The sequence below is a fragment of the Burkholderia sp. BCC0097 genome, from assembly GCF_902832985.1.
Classification (GTDB): Bacteria; Pseudomonadota; Gammaproteobacteria; order Burkholderiales; family Burkholderiaceae; genus Burkholderia; species Burkholderia orbicola.
The window spans coordinates 57,212-70,960 of sequence record NZ_CADFDM010000003.1 but is presented as its reverse complement, the minus strand read 5'-3'; the positions used below and the strand labels follow the sequence as shown (position 1 = coordinate 70,960).

13 protein-coding genes are annotated in these 13,749 nt (G+C 68.8%); 3 read left to right on the top strand and 10 right to left on the bottom strand.

Features of this window, described 5'->3' with window-relative positions:
* Positions 1 to 3 precede the first annotated feature (3 nt).
* The 6 genes from HWX07_RS09930 to HWX07_RS09905 all read right to left on the bottom strand — a co-directional run bounded on the left by HWX07_RS09930 (position 4) and on the right by HWX07_RS09905 (position 8,011).
* Positions 4 to 966 carry a spore coat U domain-containing protein gene (locus tag HWX07_RS09930; RefSeq protein ID WP_175876203.1) on the bottom strand — a complete coding sequence of 321 codons (963 nt, stop codon included), beginning with the start codon at positions 964 to 966 and terminating at the stop codon, positions 4 to 6.
* Entirely contained in the window at positions 963 to 3,260 is a 2,298-nt protein-coding gene (locus HWX07_RS09925; RefSeq protein WP_244129967.1) for a fimbria/pilus outer membrane usher protein, read from the bottom strand. The genes HWX07_RS09930 and HWX07_RS09925 overlap by 4 nt, the downstream gene beginning before the upstream one ends.
* A 94-nt stretch (positions 3,261 to 3,354) precedes the next feature.
* On the bottom strand, positions 3,355 to 4,074 hold the full coding sequence (locus HWX07_RS09920) for a molecular chaperone (RefSeq protein ID WP_175876201.1): 720 nt from the start codon (positions 4,072 to 4,074) through the stop codon (positions 3,355 to 3,357).
* A gap of 15 nt (positions 4,075 to 4,089) precedes the next feature.
* Positions 4,090 to 4,587 carry a spore coat U domain-containing protein gene (locus HWX07_RS09915; RefSeq protein ID WP_027807537.1) on the bottom strand — a complete coding sequence of 166 codons (498 nt, stop codon included), beginning with the start codon at positions 4,585 to 4,587 and terminating at the stop codon, positions 4,090 to 4,092.
* A 556-nt stretch (positions 4,588 to 5,143) separates the two neighbouring features.
* The gene (locus HWX07_RS09910) at positions 5,144 to 6,349 is read right to left on the bottom strand and encodes an MFS transporter (RefSeq protein ID WP_175876200.1); all 1,206 of its coding nucleotides are present in this window, start codon (positions 6,347 to 6,349) and stop codon (positions 5,144 to 5,146) included.
* A 750-nt stretch (positions 6,350 to 7,099) separates the two neighbouring features.
* Positions 7,100 to 8,011: a LysR family transcriptional regulator gene (locus HWX07_RS09905; protein WP_175876199.1), complete on the bottom strand. Its 912-nt coding sequence runs from the start codon at positions 8,009 to 8,011 to the stop codon at positions 7,100 to 7,102.
* 161 nt (positions 8,012 to 8,172) lie between these two features.
* Between HWX07_RS09905 and HWX07_RS09900 the strand changes: the two genes are divergently transcribed.
* Complete coding sequence (locus HWX07_RS09900) at positions 8,173 to 9,093, top strand: pyridoxal-phosphate dependent enzyme (protein WP_175876198.1); 921 nt, start codon at positions 8,173 to 8,175, stop codon at positions 9,091 to 9,093.
* A gap of 246 nt (positions 9,094 to 9,339) precedes the next feature.
* Here HWX07_RS09900 and HWX07_RS09895 read toward each other — a convergent pair whose 3' ends face one another.
* A complete protein-coding gene (locus HWX07_RS09895; protein ID WP_175876197.1) occupies positions 9,340 to 10,482 on the bottom strand; it encodes a DUF2242 domain-containing protein in 1,143 nt (380 codons plus the stop codon).
* A gap of 116 nt (positions 10,483 to 10,598) precedes the next feature.
* Positions 10,599 to 11,492, bottom strand: a complete 894-nt coding sequence (locus HWX07_RS09890; protein WP_175807599.1) for a LysR family transcriptional regulator — start codon at positions 11,490 to 11,492, stop codon at positions 10,599 to 10,601.
* Between the two features lie 110 nt (positions 11,493 to 11,602).
* Here HWX07_RS09890 and HWX07_RS09885 point away from each other — a divergent pair, with 110 nt between their 5' ends.
* A complete protein-coding gene (locus HWX07_RS09885; protein ID WP_012328220.1) occupies positions 11,603 to 12,358 on the top strand; it encodes a TerC family protein in 756 nt (251 codons plus the stop codon).
* A gap of 89 nt (positions 12,359 to 12,447) precedes the next feature.
* Positions 12,448 to 12,750: a zf-TFIIB domain-containing protein gene (locus tag HWX07_RS09880; RefSeq protein WP_175876196.1), complete on the top strand. Its 303-nt coding sequence runs from the start codon at positions 12,448 to 12,450 to the stop codon at positions 12,748 to 12,750.
* A gap of 110 nt (positions 12,751 to 12,860) precedes the next feature.
* Here HWX07_RS09880 and HWX07_RS09875 read toward each other — a convergent pair whose 3' ends face one another.
* Both HWX07_RS09875 and HWX07_RS09870 read right to left on the bottom strand, forming a co-directional pair.
* Positions 12,861 to 13,271, bottom strand: coding sequence for an Hsp20/alpha crystallin family protein (locus HWX07_RS09875; RefSeq protein ID WP_175876195.1), 411 nt, complete (start codon positions 13,269 to 13,271; stop codon positions 12,861 to 12,863).
* 16 nt (positions 13,272 to 13,287) lie between these two features.
* Positions 13,288 to 13,728, bottom strand: a complete 441-nt coding sequence (locus HWX07_RS09870; RefSeq protein ID WP_175807601.1) for an Hsp20/alpha crystallin family protein — start codon at positions 13,726 to 13,728, stop codon at positions 13,288 to 13,290.
* Positions 13,729 to 13,749 lie beyond the last annotated feature (21 nt).

Below are 13,749 nucleotides of genomic sequence, written 5' to 3'. Positions count from 1 at the left end.
CCGCTAGAAACTGATCGTCGCGGTGATCGTGTCGCTGTAGTTGCCCGGCGCGGGCGTCGTCTGCGCCGGCACCGCGCCGTACACGGTCACGACCTGCGACGCGCCGGTGCCGACGCCCGTCACCGTCGCGCTGCCACCGGTGCCGTCGCCCCATGCGACGGTGTGCGCGGCATCCGTGTAAAGCCCGTAGTTGACCGTGCCGCCCCCGCCGCCGCGCTGCATCTGGCGCGCCGTCACGTTGCCGCTGCCGCCGCCGTTCAGCGCGATCTTCCACGCGTCGCCGTTGGTGCACTGCGCGGTGATCGAGCCGGTTGCCGCGAGCGCGCCCGACAGCACGCTCGCGGTGCCGAAGTTGACGTTGGTCGCGCTGATGTTGCAGTTGTTGATCACGTCCGCCGTCGCGCTGAACGGAAAGGTACCGTTCGACGCGGTCAACGATGCGCAGGTCGGCGCGCCGAGCAGGTAGAACCCCGCGTTGATCGATGTCGTGTTGCCGCCGAACGTCTGCGAGTAGGTGGTCGTGCTGTTGCCGGTCGTCGGCACGGTCGGCTGGTTCGCGGTGATCTGTCCGTAGATCGTGACCGTGGCGCTCGCGCTGGTGCCGAGCGCGGGTTTGACGAGTGTGACGGAGGCGGGCGTCGTGCCGGAATAGATGGAGCCCCACGCGACCGAATGCCCGCCGTCGAGATAGAGGTCGTACTGCATCGCGTTGGTACCGTTGACGAGGCTGCGCGGGCTCGTGCCGCCGAGGTTCAGGCAGACGAGCACGTTCGGCGTCAGCGTGACGGCCGCCCACGTGCACGTGATGCTGACGGTGCCGGTCGCGGCGACCGATGCGCGCGAGATCGGGCTGACCGAGCCGAAGCTCACCGTCGATGCCGTGGCGGTGCACGTCTCGGCCTGCGCGTGACGCGGCGCGCCGCACCATGCGACGAACGCGACGACGAGCAGCAGCACGATCCTCATGGCGCGGCCCGGCAGGTGAGCGGCCCGATGGTCGGCAGCGTGCCGTTGGCGGGCGCGGTGAACGCGAATTCCACGACGCAACGTTGCGCGCCGTAGTCGATCGCGAGATGGTTGTCGTCCTTCAGCCCGTCGACGAACGTGAGCCCGTCGTAGCCGACGATCGTGTCCGCGCCGCTTTCCGCGTGATGCACGCGGGCGCCGGCCGGCAGCGGATTGCCGGCGGTGTCGCGCAGGATCACCGACGCCGCGCGGTAGCGCGACACGCCGAAATGCGCGACGACGCCCGATCGCGCCTGCGGCACGACCGTCATCGACGTGCGGGCGATCCGCGCGTCGGCGGGCAGTTTCATCGAATCGATCGCGACCTGGTTGTTCTGATACGCGTTCAGGTCGGGCACGAGCAGATGTCCCGCGCGATCGGTCGTGCCGATCACGCGGTTCTCGTGCAGCACCGGGATGCCCGCGACGCCGTCGGTCGACACCAGTGCGAAGCCGTCGTCGATGCGGCGCGACAACTGCAGACTGCGGTCCATGAACACGAGCGCGCCGCTGACGTCGAGCGAGGCGCCGGTCTGGCGGTCGATGCCTTGCGCGGCCGCGATGACTTCGCCCGCATGGCCGAGGTAACGCAGTTGCGCCTGCCGGTAAGGTACCGCGCCCGTGCCGCCCGTCTGCACGCCCCAGCCCCAGCCGCCGCCGTAGTCGGGCGGGCGGCTCGCGTCGACCGTGTAGTTCGACTGGCCGCGCTGGCGGCCGACGGTCGTATTGATCGACGTGTTGCGGCCGAGCCCGATGTTCAGCGACACGAACGCGCCGTTCGCGCCCTGCTGCGCGAAATCGCGGTAGGCGCTTACGCTCAGCGACGCGAGATCGCCGACGCTCAGCGTGTACGACACGGTGCCGATCCGCGCGCTCGGGCCTTGCGGCAGCCGGAAGCCGATATAGCTGAGCGACAGCGTCTGGCGGTACATGAAGGGCAGCGCGAGCGTCGCCTGGTCGGTCGCCGACGGCACCGGCGCGCCGTCGCGCGACGCGAGGTCGCCGTAGCGGCCGAATGCGCGGATCGTCTGCGCGTTGATCGAGAAGCGCGGTTCGATCAACTGGTAGCCGACGCTCACCTGCGTGCCCGGATAGCGGCCGACGCTGCCCGCGACCGCGCCGCTCACGACGCCCGCGTAGCCGAGCCGCGCCAGCGCGCCGACGCCGGCGTTGAGTACGCCGCCGGTCGCCTCCGCATGCCCCTCGACGGTCAGCGCGTCGCTGACGCCGCGTCGCATCGAGCCGCTGACGGCCGGCCGCGCGTCGTAGTCGAACGACTGCAGCGCGTAGTTGCGACGCAGGAAGCCGGCTTCGAACGAATAGCTCGACAGCCCGGCCGACAGCATGCGCGTATCGACGTAGAGCGGCACGGAGGTCGCGACGGTGCGCCCGAGCGCGTCGCGCGTGATGACGGTCGCCTGGCCGGCGCCCGTGATGCCCGGCACGTCGTGGATGATGAACGGGCCGCTCGGCACGTTGCCGGTGTACTGGCGCACGTTGTTGATGTACAGGTCGACCGCCGACGGCACCGCCGCGGAACCCGCGAGCGACGGAATCGGGAACGTCACGAGGTCGGGCCGCAGCGCGAAGTTGCTGCGCCACTGGAAGCCGCCGAGGCGTACCGAGCGCGTCCACGCGAGCGATCCCGAGATCGCGTCGCCGATCTGCGTCGTGCTCGGCCGGGCCGGGTCCGAGCGGCTCCACGACGTATCGAAGCGCGTGTAGCGCCGCTGGCCGTTGTAGAAATACGCGGTGCCGGTGGTGTCGAACACGCCGCCCGGATCGAAGTACCGCACATCGGTGTAGAGCGAGAACTGCCGGTCGCCGAGCGTCTGCGCGTAGGCCTCGTAGTTGATCGCGATCCCGCGCGACGCGGTGGCGGTTTGCGTGGGCGGCAACGCGCGGCTGTCGACCGCGTATGGGCGGCGCAGCGCGTCGGTCATCTCCAGGTCGACGCTTTGGCGTGCCGCGTCGTAGCGGTAGCGCAGGCCGGCAATCGCGTCGAGTTCGACGGTCGCCGCGTCGGCGATGCCGAGCCGGTCGGTCGCGACGCCGATGGTGCGCAGGTCGGCGCCGCTGGCCGACAGGTGGCCGTCGCGTTCGCGGAAGTGCACGAGCAGCGTCGTGCTTTCGCCGTTGACGCTGACTTCGAGGATCACGTCGTGCGTGCGGTCGGTCATCACGAGCGCCGACGGTTCGTCCGCGCGGGCGCCGCCGCGCACGAGCAGGCCGCCGGCCACGACGGCCACGAGCACGAGGCGTCGCGCGTGTCGCGACGTTCTGCGTCCGTGGACCGGAAACGTGCCGGCGCGCGGCGAAGGGGCGAGAGCCGGGCGGCGCACCGGCGGCCTAGCCCGGCGGCTCCACCGCGACGACCGCGCTGGCCGGCTGCGAATTGACGGCCGCCCGTACCGTGACCTTGCCGCCGAGCGCGACGCTGGCCGGCAGCGGCACGCTCCACTGGCCGGTGCGCCCCGCGAGTGCGTAGCCGAGCAGCCCGTGCGTGAGCGGGTACGCACGGCCGTCGCCGGTCACGAGCTCGACCGACGCCAGTTGCGCGCGGCGCGCGCCGCCGTTGCGCACGCGCAGCACCCAGCCACCGTTGCTGCGCACCAGCGCCCAGTCGAGTTGCGGCGTGCCATGGGTCGCCGGTTCGACGAACACCGGAATCGAATAGCGCAGCCGGATCGACACGCCGTTGGTCGGCGCTTCGCCGGGCTGCGGCAACTCGTCGATCAGCAGCCGGTAACTCTGCTCGACGCCGGAGGGCGTGCGCGATGCGCGCACGACGCGGATCAGTTGCTCCGCTTGCGTGCCGACCTGGATCAGCGGCGGGCTCGCGACGAGGTCCTGCGTGGGCGTCAGCGTGTCCTGGCCGTCGGCCTGGTCCCAGCGGAACACGCGGACCTGTCCATACACGGGGCGTTCGCCCGGATTGCGTAGCGTGATGCCGGTGGCCGTGTCGTCGGTGCCGAATTCGATCGTGACGGGGGAAATCTGCAGCGACGCGGCGTGCGCGGCGCCGGCCGCGCACAGCAGCGCGGCGAGCGTTCGACGTAATGCGGTCATGCGTGGCGGCGCCGATCAGAAGTAGACGGTTGCGGTGACGGTCGTCTGGTAGGTGTCCGGCTTCGGCGTTGCCTGCGCGGGCACCTGGCCGTAGACGGTCAGGGCCTGCGCGGCGCCCGTCCCGGTGCCGGCCACGGTGTTCGTGCCTTGCGTGTTGCCCCAGATCGTCGTGCGCCCGGCGTCCTGGTACAGCTGGAAGCCGACGGTCGTCGTCGTGTTGCCGGTCGAGGTGCCGGCCATCAGGCGGCTGGCGACGCTCGACCCAGTGACCGAGCCGGCATCGAGGCCGACGTTGTACGGCGTCGTGTTGGTGCAGGTGACACTGACGGTCGTCTGCTGGTTGATCGCGGTGGCCAGCACGCCGTTGGTGCCGAAGGCCAGCGGGTTCGCGGCGATCGTGCAGTTCGGCTGGAGTGTCAGCGTGACGTTGAAGGTTGCGGTTGCGGTGCCGTTCGTATAGACGGCGGCGTCGGCGGCGGGTGTCGAAAGGCCGATTGACAGCGCGAGCGACAATGTCGTGGAAGCGATGGCGACTTTCACACTGATCCCTCATCGAGCGGTTTTTCGTTGGATTTAAGCCGCGCTCCGCATGCCACGGCTCGGTAAATGCTGATACGAATCGATGAGTCTTTCAATCATAAAGTTTCGTTGTTTCATTTTGTTACACATGACCCCCTTCTTATTAAATAAAACCGGAAAATATTGCGATTTTTGATTTTGTTTTCCGTTCTATGGACGAAAGGTTTTCCGGTGCCGGGGCGGCGGCTCGGACGGGGCGGCACGATTTCCGTGGTTGATTCGGCGTGCGGTGTCGATTGGCACGGAATCGAGCGTTAATGTCCATGGTGAAATGAAAAATACCTGCTGCAAATCATTCGGGAGGAAATTGAAGCTTTTTTCTGCTCCTGAATCGATTTGATTGAAATGGTGCTCGAAAGATGGATATTCAGGATTTTCCCGGATTGAAAAACAGAAAGTCCGGATTGTGGGCTGGAAATGAAGACGGCCGCATTGCGCGGCCGTAAAAATGCGAGCGGAAGGTTCCGGGTAGTCCGAACGTTGCCCGCCCTTATGAATTCGCGGCGGCCGGCGAGCGGCGGCGCTGCGTGAGCTGCAGCATCACGAGTGCGAGCCCGGCGGCGGCGATCAGCGCGCCGACGAGCGGCACCGCCGCGTAGCCGAACCCGGCCGAGATCGCCGCACCACCGGCGGCGGCGCCCACCGCGTTGCCGAGGTTGAACGCGCCGATGTTGACGGCCGATGCAAGGCCCGGCGCTTCATGGGCCGCGCGCATCACGCGCATCTGCAGCGGCGGCACGACCGCGAACGTCGCGATCCCCCAGACCAACAGCGTGACGCCAGCGCCCGCATGGGTGGTGGCGAGCAGCGGGAACGCGGCCATGGTCGCGATCAGCAGCAACAGGAAGCCGATCAGCGTGCCGTCGAGCGAGCGGTCGGCGAGGCGCCCGCCCGCGATGTTGCCGATCGAGAAGCCGATGCCGATCAGCACCAGCATCGCGGTCACGAAGCCGGGCGTGGCGCCCGTCAGGTGTTCGAGCGTCGGTGCGACGTACGTATAGAGCGTGAACATCGCACCCGCGCCGAGCACCGTCGTCCCGAGCGCGCCGAGCACGACCGGGCGCGTGAGCACGGACAGTTCGGCGCGCAGGTCGGGCATCTTGCCGGCTTCGCCCTTCGGCAGCGCGGCGAACAGGCCGGCGATCGCGATCAGGCCGAGCCCCGCGGTCGCCGCGAACGACATGCGCCAGCCGATCATCTGGCCGAGCCAGGTCGCGGCCGGCACGCCGCCGACGTTCGCGATCGTCAGCCCCATGAACATCGTCGCGACCGCGCTGGCCTGCTTGTCGCGCGGCACGAGGCTCGCCGCGACCACCGAGCCGAGCCCGAAGAACGCACCGTGATTGAGGCTCGTCACGAGGCGGGCGAGCAGCAGCGTCGCGTAGTCCGGTGCGACGGCCGACAGCAGGTTGCCGATCGTGAAGATCGACATCAGCGCGATCAGCGCGGAGCGGCGCGACCAGCGCGCGAGCAGCAGCGTCATCAGCGGCGCGCCGACCATCACGCCGATCGCATACGCGCTGATCAGCATGCCGGCTTGCGGAATCGACACGTGCACGCCTTCGGCGATCACGGGCAGCAGGCCCATCGGCGAGAATTCGGTCGTGCCGATGCCGAACGCGCCGGCGGCGAGCGCGAGCAGCGGCAGCGCGGCGCTGCCGCCGGGGCGGGACGGAGAGGAAGTCGTGGTGGTCACGTGGTGGACTCCTGTAAGCGGGGGACGACGGCACGAGGCCGTTGAGGACAGCGTGAAGTGTGCCTGCGTTACTTTTGCGGAAAAAGCCGTATGCGGACGAAATTATCTTGATTTCATGTCAACAATGCAGCGCGCGGGCGACGCGGGTGAGGCGTGCCCTGTGAGCCGTGTTTTGACGGGATAGGCGAACAGCCAAGGGTTTTGCGAAAGCTTTTCGTAATTAAAAGGTGCGCAACTTGCGGACAGGGGCTGCGACGGCGTGACGATTCGCAGCTCATGCGGAGGTATCTTGCGAGACGCTCGGGAAGTCGGCTGGCGACCATGAGACGACGCGCGGCTGGCCTGGCGGAACGCGTCGCCCGGCGACAGGCGATTCCCCTGTCGCGGCGTGGGGCAATGTCCGAAAGCCTTTCGCTGTAAGGCGCGACAGTAAAAAAGCCCCGACCACAGGGGGACCATGGCCGGGGCGGAAACGCATCCTCTCTTTGGCACGAGGGTTGGATGCGCGCGCAGTATATTTCGGGCCAGGACGATTCGAATCGGCGTTAAACGGCCGTTTTTGGTGTCAATTTGAAAATTGCGGTATCGCGGCATCGGGCGTCGGCATTTTGAAAGATTTTTCGATGACAAGACGGTGTCGTTTCGTGCGCGATGACATCGAACACGACGCGATCGCGGAAGTGAGTTCCGCGCGTCGGTCGGCGCGGCAAGTCGCATCGCCCGACCGCGCGCCGATGCGTCCGGCGTGCGTCAGCCCGGTTCGCCGGCCGCATCGCGGACCGCCGCGAGAAACCGCGCGACGACGGGCGACGGCGTCGCCGCCGCGCCGTCGAACACGAACTCGATGTCGAAGCGGCTCGCGAGTTCGTCGAGCGCGACGAGTCGAACCGTGCTCGGGCAGGTCGGCGATGCGCTTTCCGGCACGAACGCGCAACCCATCCCCACCGCGACGAGGCCGATCAGCGTCGGGATGTCGCTGCCGATCTGCGCGATGCGCGGCGTGAAGCCGGCCTGCTGGCACTGCGTCATCAGGAACCGGTGGTGCGCGGCGGAACGTTGCGCATCGAACCAGACGAACGGCTCGTTCGCGACGTCGGCCAGCGTGCGCGGCGCGACGAAGCGGCCGTCCGACGGTGCGGGCATCGCGAGCACGAAGCGATCGCTCAGCAGCCGCACGCCCGTCAGGTGCGGCGCTTCCTCGCGACGCCACGCCATGATTCCGGCGTCGAGCTGGCCGCGCATCAGCGCGCTGGCCTGTTCGGCGGACAGCATCGGCGCGATCGACAGTTTCACGTCCGGGCACGCATCGCGAAACGTTTTGAGGACGTTCGCGACGACCGCCAACGGCAGGCAGTTCGGCAGCGCGCCGAGCCGCAGTTCGCCGAGCTGGCCGGCCGCGCTGCGCAACGCGCGCTCACGGCTGTCCTGCAGCATCGCGAGCAGGCCGGTGGCATCGTGCAGAAAGCTCGTGCCGGCCGCGGTGAGCGTGACGCCCGTCGCGCGACGGATCAGCAGCGGCGTGCCGATCGCGTCCTCCAGCTCGCGGATCTGCCGCGACAGCGCGGGCTGCACGATGCCGGCCGCGCGGGCGCCGGCCATCACGCTGCCGGCCTGGGCGACGGCGACGAAGTAACGCAGGTGACGCAGTTCGATCTGGCGCATGTGGTGCCCGGTTCGGTGGAAGGATATGCCTGCAGAGCATAGCAAACGCCATTCGATGGTATTGGAAGGCATGACCAGCCTGCCGTACGATGACCGTCATTGCCGCACTCGCTTCCTCCCGAGTCGCGTGTGTTTCCTCCGTCCCCACTGCGTCCCGCCCCATGCCGCTCCATATTCCAACCCCTTATATCCGCTCACCCATCGCGTCCCGCCGGTTCGGCAAGACCGTCCGGCTGAAGCTCGACGCGCTGCAGCCATCGGGCTCGTTCAAACTGCGCGGCATCGGCGCCGTCTGCGAGGCGCGCCATGCGGCCGGTGCGCGGCGGTTCGTGTCGTCGTCGGGCGGTAACGCGGGCATCGCGGTCGCGTATTGCGGCCGCGAACTCGGCGTGCCGGTGCGCGTCGTCGTGCCGGAAAGCGCATCGGCCCGGGCGCGCGAGCTCATCCGCATCGAAGGCGCGGACCTCGTCGTGCACGGCGCGAGCTGGGCCGAGGCAAATGCGTTCGCGCAATCGACGCTCGACGAGCACGACGCGTTCGTGCATCCGTTCGACGACCGTGTGCTGTGGCAGGGCCACGCGACGATGATCGACGAGATGGCGACGGCCGGCCCGAAGCCCGACGCGGTCGTGCTCGCGGTCGGCGGTGGCGGTCTGCTGTGCGGCGTGCTGGAAGGGCTGGCGCGCAACGGCTGGCACGACGTGCCGGTCGTCGCGGCCGAGACGGAAGGCGCCGACTGCTATGCGCGCTCGGTCGCGCAGGGGCGTCCGGTCGAACTGGCGGCCATCACGAGCATCGCGACGTCGCTCGGCGCGAAGCGGCCATGTGACGCGGCGGTCGAGTGGGCGACGCGCCACGCGATCCATCCGGTCGTCGTGTCCGATGCCGACGCGGTGGCTGCGTCGCTGCGGTTTGTCGATGAACACCGGATCGTCGTCGAGCCCGCGTGCGGCGCTGCCTTGGCCGCGTTGGAGCGCCCGGTGCCGGTGCTCGCATCGGCGTCGGACATCGCGGTGATCGTCTGCGGCGGCGTGACCACGACCGTCGAGCATCTGCAGACGCTGCACGCGACGTTGCGGTAGGTGGGGCGCTGGCGCGCAGCGCGGTTGCGAGACGCTGGGCCGCCTGCGATTTCCGCGTGTGCTGACTGTGGGGATGAGGCGCGCAACGCTGACCGTGACGCGTCCACGTTGCCTTGCCGTCAATCCCGCGCGGCTATCCACGGCCGGCGCACAGCCGGATGGGCGGGAACGACTTAGTGATACGAAAGGGCTGCGTACCGTCGCGCGGCGGCGCATGCGGCCGGGCGCGACGATACGGGAGCGCGGTCAGTTCGCGGCGGGTGCGCTCGCGCCGGACGGCGTGGACGATGCAACCGGGTTCGCGGCAGCCGGCGCAGGCGATGCGCTCGACGGCGCCGAGGCCGATGCGGGCGTCGATGCTGCTGACGAGGGCGCGGGCGATGACGGCGTGGCGGTGGCCGGCGCTGCGGCCGGAGTCGGAGCCGACGCGGGTGCGGAAACTGGCGTGGCCGTCGAACCGGAGGCCGATGAAGGCGCCGGTGCGGTTGCCGGACCAGAAATCGGCTTAGGCGCCGAAGCGGGCGTAGCAGCCGAAGCGGGCGCAGGCGCCGACGCAGGCGCCGGGCCGCCAGCCGAAGCCGGCGCAGGTGCAGACGCAGGTGCCGCCCCCGAAACCGTCCCGGACCCGGACGCCGCCGCCGGCGCGGCAGCACGCATCGCCGCCGGCACGGCATTCGCGCCCGATCCAGGCGCGACCCCCGGCACCGAAAGCGGCACCGGCGCCGCGGGCGGCGTCGGCACGACCGGCGTCGTCATCTTCAGCGGTTCGCCCTGCGGCGTCGGCGCGGGCTCGGGCAGCGGCGCGACGGGCTCCTTCTCGGCGGCCTTCACGGTCGCGCGGTCGCGGCGTGCCGGGTCGATCTTCAGGAAATGGTCGACGAGCGTGAAGAAGCGCTCATAGAACACGCCGGCGGGAATCGTCTCGCTCGCGGTCTTGACGAGCGCGTCGTCGCTCGACCCGATCGGCAGCGACAGCGAGCCGAACACGCTCAAGCCGACGCTGGCCGACGTATTCGACTTCTTCAGCGTATAGCGGTCCTGCACCGCGTTCACATACGCGATGCTCGACGAGCCGTCCGCATTCGCGTCCGCGCACACGACGTGAAACTCGATCACGACGTGCATGTCGTTGCTCGGCTGGAAATTCTTGCTGCCGTCGACCGCGTCGTTGCGCGACGACGACACCACGTAGCCCTGGCTCAGCAGCGCGCGCCGCGCGGCCTCGCAGGCCGCGTCGGATTTCGAGTGGAACGTATGCGCATACGGGCTGGTGGTCGCGTCGAACTGTTCCTGCTGGTAGATCGGCTTGGGCGGCGACGAGCATGCCGCCAGCACGGTCGCGACCGCGAGCGCGCACGAAACGGAAAACAGGCGAAATCGGTTGTGCATGGCGTCTTTCAGAAGGCTCGGCGAGAGGCGGCGCAAGGGGAGTGCCCGGATTGATGCGCCCGCACATCTCGTATGGCCGGGGCGACATTATAGTTTCGTTTGATGTCGCGCTCGCTTCAGTCGGCCGGCGCGCCGCGCGCCGCGGCCAGCAATTGCGCGGTCAGCGGATGATGTTCGCCGCGCCGCGAGCGGATCGCATGGATCTCCTCGGTCACGTCGCCCGCGCGCCCGAGCCGCCTGAGCCCGCGCAGCAGCGACGCGTCGTTCGCGCCGAGTTCGCTTAGCGGAAACACGCCGAGGCCGCGCGCCGCGAACACGGCCATCAGCGCGCTGTCCTCGAACTCGCCAGCCACGCGCGGCACGATCCGCTCGCTTTCCAGCCACCGGTCGAGACGCGCGCGCAACGCCGAATGCGCGGTCGGCAGCAGCACCGGCAGCTCGGCCAGGCACTGCGGAAAGCGCTGCCGCGCGGCCGGCGTGACGAGTGCCGCGGGCCCGTACCAGTCGACCGGCGACGCGACGAGCCGCTCGCTCGTCACGCGCAGGTTCGACCCGGACGGCGCGCCCTGGCCGGCCAGCACGAGGTCCAGATGATGCAGCGCGAGTTCCGCGAGCAGCGCGTCGTGCTCGCCCTCGTGGCACAGCAGCCGCAGCGTGGGTGTGTCGAGCACCGGGGCGAGGATCGCGTGCGCGGCGAGCTTGGAGATGCCGTCCGCGAGGCCGACCGCGAGCCGCACGGTCGGCTGGCTGGCCGCCGCGCGCACGTCGTCGGGAATCAGTCGGCCCATCTCGAAGATGATTTCCGCGCGAGCAAAGGCGGCTTGCCCGGCGTCGGTCATCGCGACGCCGCGCCCGGCGGGGCGCAGCAACTGGTGTCCGAGCGATTTCTCCAGCTCGCGCACCTGGGCGCTGATCGTCTGCACGGCCATGTCGAGCCGCTCGGCCGCGCGCGCGAAGCCGCCTTCCTTCACCACGACCCAGAAATAGTACAGATGTCGGAAATTGAGCATCGGAGCGCGATATATCGTAAAAACCGAACCTAAAGTCAGATTCTCTCTGATTTTTACGAAGTTCGGGGCGTCATATCATCAGGCTTTCCACTTTCGCATCGGCCCCTCCCATGGACTACCTGCTGACGCTTGCCACCGACCCCGCCGTCTGGGCCGCGCTCCTGACGCTCGTCGTGATGGAAGTCGTGCTCGGCATCGACAACCTGATCTTCATCTCGATCCTCAGCAACAAGCTGCCCGAAGCGCAGCGCGCCCGCACGCAGCGCCTCGGCATCGCGCTCGCGCTGGTGATGCGCCTCGCGCTGCTCGGCAGCGTCGCGTGGATCGCGAGCCTGACCGAGCCCGTGTTCACGCTGTTCGACCATGCGTTCTCGTGGCGCGACATGATCCTGCTGTCGGGCGGCCTGTTCCTCGTGTGGAAGGCGACCACCGAGATCCATCACCACGTGTCGCACGACGGCGACGGCGCGGGCGGGGCCGCCGGCGCGGCCGGCCTGACGGTGTGGGCCGCGATCGGCCAGATCGTGATGCTCGACATCGTGTTCTCGATCGACAGCATCGTGACCGCGATCGGCATGACCGAGCACGTTCCGATCATGTTCGTCGCCGTGATCGTCGCCGTGAGCGTGATGCTGTTCGCCGCGCAGCCGCTCGCACGCTTCATCGACCGCAACCCGACGATCGTGATGCTCGCGCTGTCATTCCTGGTCGTGATCGGCATGACGCTGATCGCCGAAGGGTTCGGTTCGCACGTGCCGAAGGGGTACATCTATGCGGCGATGGCGTTCTCGGCGTTCGTCGAGGGCATGAACATGCTGGCGCGGCGGGCCAAGGCGAAGCGGGCGGCGCAGGTGGCGCGCGACTGAGCCGGCGAGCGTGACGCCGTCCGCCGTGGCGGCCGGCTCGCGCACCTCATACGGAATCCCGATGCATTCGCACGGAAAGGAGAAACGCGATGAAATGCCCTGTCTGCAAGACGCCCGACCTGCTGATGGCCGAGCGCCAGTCGATCGAGATCGACTACTGTCCGACCTGCCGCGGCGTGTGGCTCGACCGTGGCGAACTCGACAAGCTGCTCGCCCGCGAAACCGGTGACGCGCCGGCCCGTCGCGACGCCGCGCCGGTGCAACACGATGCGCACGCGCCGCGCGGCCGCGACGACGGCTGGGGGCGCGACGGCCGCTCGCACAACGAGCGTGACCGGCACGATGGCCGGCGTCGCAAGAAGTCGGTGTTCGACCTGTTCGATTTCGATTGAAGCGGCCGTCCGCGCGCTTGAGCGCGCGGCTCGATGCAAAAAAGCCCCGCCCGGCATCGCGCCGGAGCGGGGCTTTTTCATGCGCGCCACGTCAGGACACGCGTCGACGCTCACGCATTGCCGGCCGTCACGTCGATGCGGCGCGGACGCGTTTCCTCGCGGCGCGGGATCGTCAGCGTCAGCACGCCGTCGCGCAGGTTCGCGTCGATCCGCGACGTGTCGAGATCGGCGCTCAGCACGAACGATCGTGCATAGCGCGTCGAACGGATTTCCGCGTGCGGCACGCGCAGATCGGCCGCCGTGTCGAACTGGGTCGCGGCTTCGATCGTCAGCGTGTTGTCGTGCACCTTCACGTCGAGATTCTCGCGCGGCACGCCGGGCAGGTCGGCCCGCAGCGTGACGCCGCGTTGATCTTCGACGATGTCGACGGAAGGCGTGATCGCGGGCCGGCGCGCGGCTTCGGCGGCGGCCGGGTGAACGGGGTTGGTTTGGCGTTCGGCCAGGGTCGGGTTCGTGTTCATGTCGGTATCCTGAAGGTTACTGAATGGTGATCGCACGCGGCTTCGAGGCCTCGCGCCGGCCGACGCGAATCAGCAGGCAGCCGTTTTCGTAGCGGGCGCTGACCTGATCGGGGTCCGCGTCGCGCGGCAGTTCGACCACGCGGCGGAACGCGCCGTGAAAGCGCTCCTGCGCATACGTGCGCACGTCGTCGCCTTCGGTGCGCGGTGCCAGTTTGCGCTCGCCGCTGATCGTCAGCAGATCCTTGTCGATCGATACGTCGAAGTCGGCCGCGGCCATGCCGGGTGCGAACGCGACGATCTCGATCGCGTCGTCGGTGGCGCCGACGTTGAGGGCGGGAAACGCCCCGGCGCGCCCCGCGCGGATGCCCGACGGGCGTTCGCCGAGCAGGTTCGCCATCTGCCGCTGCACGCGGGCGAATTCATCGAACAGATCGTGGCTGAAATGGATACCGCTCATGTTGGTCCTCCTGAACAGGGA

Coding starts and splice junctions, on each gene's coding strand:
- HWX07_RS09930 (WP_175876203.1), bottom strand. CDS start 966: ATGAGGATCGTGCTGCTGCTCGTCGTCGCGTTCGTCGCATGGTGCGGC.
- HWX07_RS09920 (WP_175876201.1), bottom strand. CDS start 4,074: ATGACCGCATTACGTCGAACGCTCGCCGCGCTGCTGTGCGCGGCCGGC.
- HWX07_RS09905 (WP_175876199.1), bottom strand. CDS start 8,011: ATGCGCCAGATCGAACTGCGTCACCTGCGTTACTTCGTCGCCGTCGCC.
- HWX07_RS09900 (WP_175876198.1), top strand. CDS start 8,173: ATGCCGCTCCATATTCCAACCCCTTATATCCGCTCACCCATCGCGTCC.
- HWX07_RS09895 (WP_175876197.1), bottom strand. CDS start 10,482: ATGCACAACCGATTTCGCCTGTTTTCCGTTTCGTGCGCGCTCGCGGTC.
- HWX07_RS09890 (WP_175807599.1), bottom strand. CDS start 11,492: ATGCTCAATTTCCGACATCTGTACTATTTCTGGGTCGTGGTGAAGGAA.
- HWX07_RS09885 (WP_012328220.1), top strand. CDS start 11,603: ATGGACTACCTGCTGACGCTTGCCACCGACCCCGCCGTCTGGGCCGCG.
- HWX07_RS09880 (WP_175876196.1), top strand. CDS start 12,448: ATGAAATGCCCTGTCTGCAAGACGCCCGACCTGCTGATGGCCGAGCGC.
- HWX07_RS09875 (WP_175876195.1), bottom strand. CDS start 13,271: ATGAACACGAACCCGACCCTGGCCGAACGCCAAACCAACCCCGTTCAC.
- HWX07_RS09870 (WP_175807601.1), bottom strand. CDS start 13,728: ATGAGCGGTATCCATTTCAGCCACGATCTGTTCGATGAATTCGCCCGC.